Below are 2,752 nucleotides of genomic sequence, written 5' to 3' on the forward strand. Positions count from 1 at the left end.
AAAACATATTGCGCATCGAGAAATTCGACCCGCACAAGGTGTGGGTTCTTGCCCTCAACGACGCGTCTCTCGGCTATCCGTATCTGAAACGCTTTGAGTTCGAAGTCTCGGCAAAACCGCAGCGCTTTGTTGGCAGCGAGCCTGAATCAAGCATAATTCTCCTTACCGACACCCCCTTCGCCCGCCTGGAAGTCACATTCGGAGGAGCGGATGCCGTAAGACCTGCCTTGGAAATCGAAACGGAAGACTTTATAGGTGTAAAGAGTTTCAAGGCGAAAGGGAAAAGAATATCCACTTACAATATAGCGGAAATCAAAGAACTTGAGCCTACCCGTTTCCCGGAGCCTCCGGCTGAGCAGGAGACGGAAGTGTCAGATCTCACGGAAGAGTCAGATTCGCAGGAAGAGACAGATACGACACAATCAGCCGAGAACTCCACACAGCCCACTCTGTTCGATTTCTGAAGCAATATTGTATTGACATGAAATTATATCGAGATGAAAAAATTTCTTTTGGCTTTGGTTCTGACCATGATTTACATTGCCACGTCACATGCAGAGGAGCTGTCACGTCCCGTTGTGCAGGAATACCGTCTTGAGGCGGGAGGAGGAACGGCATTGTCGACATATCTTTCTCCCCTTGTATATGACGGCAAGGTTTTCGGAGCATCCGCCCAATGGACCAAGGTATCACCATGGGCACCGGAAACGCTGATAATGCAGTTCGCCACAAAAGCAAACATGCGCGATTACCTTAATCCTGCACACACGGCATCCATGATCGGTATAGACGGGATGTTCACATGGGGAATGCAATGGCGCAGACGTCTGCCCTATTCGCTTCAGGTGACTGCCGGCGGCTCCATTGATATTGACGGGGGATGCCTCTATCTTACACGTAACGGGAACAATCCCGTCAGCGTGAATGCCTCGGCATCGTTAGACATCAATGCTTCTTTGTCCTGGAGATTCAGGATAGGGAAGATTCCGATGATACTCGGCAATGAAATCCGCATTCCGTCATTAGGATGCTTCTTTTCACCGCAATATGGCGAGACATATTATGAGATCTGGCTTGGAAACCGCGATGGACTTGCCCATTGCGGCTGGTGGGGCAACCGTTTCTGCATCGACAATCTCCTGTCGCTCAGGCTTGATTTCGGACGCACCGCCATGCAGCTGGGCTACCGTTACGACTACCGCTCCTCATGGGCGAACTCGCTCAACACCCGCCTGCACACCCATTCCTTCGTAATCGGCATAATTCCCCACGGTCTCGGAATCAAACGCAAACAAGCCATAAATTCCCCCCTCTTCTGAAACCCTCAACTCTGTCTTATATGTTTTATAAAATATTATCTGTATTGGTGCTGGCTGCCGTAATGGCGGGATGCCATGAGGCTCCGGAATATAAGGATGACCCCTACGGCAATTTCGATGCGCTTGCTGCAATCGTTGGCGAACGTTATTGTTTTTTTGAAGAGAAGGGAATCGACTGGGAAAAACTTTGCCGCCAATATCGCGCAGAGATAAAACCCGACATGAATCAGCTGGAACTGTTCGACATATGTTCCCGCCTTCTCGACGAGCTCCAAGACGGTCATGTAAACCTCTCATCACGTTTTAACACCAGTTACTACCGCAAGTGGTGGAGCGATTATCCACAGGATTTCAACCTCCGCACTCTGCAGCAATATTATCTGGATTTTGATTACATGCAGACCTCAGGTATATCCTACAAAATGCTGACCGATGAAATAGGATACATGTATTACCCCTCGTTCTCGTCAGGCATAAGTTCCACGAGCCTCGACTATATTCTGGCGATACTTCATGAATCCAAAGGACTCATAATAGACATCAGAAACAACGGCGGCGGTCTGCTAACCAATATAGACACTCTTGTAGGGCGTTTCATAGAAGAGAATACAGCCGGCGGCTACATACGTCACAAGACCGGACCTGCCCACAACGCATTCTCGGATCCCTATCCGATTGAATACGAAGCGGCGGATCCTGTCAAAAGGGTAAAATATCTCGGCAAGCCGATTCTGGTTCTCACAAACAGATCTTGCTATTCTGCCGCGAATAATTTTGTTGCAGTGATGAAAACTCTTCCGAATGTGCGGATAGTAGGCGCACGTACCGGAGGGGGAGGAGGACTCCCCTTCTCTTCGGAACTTCCCAACGGGTGGTCGGTAAGATTCTCCTCATGTCCGATCAGCGACAGAGACGACCGCTCCACGGAAGCGGGAATAAACCCTTCGCCCGGATGCGAGGTGCATTGCAAAGACGCAGACCTTGCTGCCGGACACGATGCGATTCTCGACTTTGCAATTACTCTTTTGCAAACTGCAGAATAACCGGGGACTTTATCTCTATGCCATATTTTTCTGCAAAACGCAGAATGTTTCGGGCAAGTTCCGGCTTCAGTTCCTCGGGACAATAACGGAAATAAGCCTCTGCCGCACGCACATGTGAGGCGTCAGGCATAGGATATTCCCGACGACCGGGAAGTCCGAAAACATTATCCGGCAATTCTTTTCTCTCTTCTGTATCCAATATGTCTTTCATAGCTCTTGTCTTTTTAGTTATGATGAGACATCTATAAGAAACAGATTCCTCAATCAGGCGGTTTCTTATAAATCTCACTCATCTGTTTTATCGTAACAATTAAAAAACAAAATATGTGGATATTTAATCCGATTTTAAAATCTACAATCTGGGGTGGCGAGAGAATCGCCACTTACAAA

General features: G+C 48.4%; 3 protein-coding genes and 1 pseudogene. 3 read left to right on the forward strand and 1 reads right to left on the reverse strand.

The features are described from left to right. The 3 genes and pseudogenes from JX312_RS11810 to JX312_RS11820 all read left to right on the forward strand — a co-directional run. Nucleotides 1-464 (forward strand): annotated as a pseudogene (locus JX312_RS11810) (DNA gyrase/topoisomerase IV subunit A); the annotation flags it as partial. A 33-nt stretch (nucleotides 465-497) separates the two neighbouring features. Further along, a complete protein-coding gene (locus JX312_RS11815; protein ID WP_204458115.1) occupies nucleotides 498-1,319 on the forward strand; it encodes a DUF3316 domain-containing protein in 822 nt (273 codons plus the stop codon). Between the two features lie 20 nt (nucleotides 1,320-1,339). Further along, nucleotides 1,340-2,362 carry a S41 family peptidase gene (locus JX312_RS11820; protein ID WP_239653906.1) on the forward strand — a complete coding sequence of 341 codons (1,023 nt, stop codon included), beginning with the start codon at nucleotides 1,340-1,342 and terminating at the stop codon, nucleotides 2,360-2,362. On the opposite strand, the gene JX312_RS11825 is transcribed toward JX312_RS11820, so the two are convergent. Further along, nucleotides 2,337-2,573, reverse strand: a complete 237-nt coding sequence (locus tag JX312_RS11825; protein WP_123403762.1) for a hypothetical protein — start codon at nucleotides 2,571-2,573, stop codon at nucleotides 2,337-2,339. The genes JX312_RS11820 and JX312_RS11825 overlap by 26 nt on opposite strands. Nucleotides 2,574-2,752: the final 179 nt, after the last annotated feature.

The sequence above is a fragment of the Barnesiella sp. CU968 genome (genome assembly GCF_905219685.1).
Taxonomy (GTDB): domain Bacteria; phylum Bacteroidota; class Bacteroidia; order Bacteroidales; family Muribaculaceae; genus Lepagella; species Lepagella muris_A.

What these genes read in the sequence shown, in the direction of transcription:
- JX312_RS11815 (WP_204458115.1), top strand. Translation starts at nt 498, where the DNA reads ATGAAAAAATTTCTTTTGGCTTTGGTTCTGACCATGATTTACATTGCC.
- JX312_RS11820 (WP_239653906.1), top strand. Translation starts at nt 1,340, where the DNA reads ATGTTTTATAAAATATTATCTGTATTGGTGCTGGCTGCCGTAATGGCG.
- JX312_RS11825 (WP_123403762.1), bottom strand. Translation starts at nt 2,573, where the DNA reads ATGAAAGACATATTGGATACAGAAGAGAGAAAAGAATTGCCGGATAAT.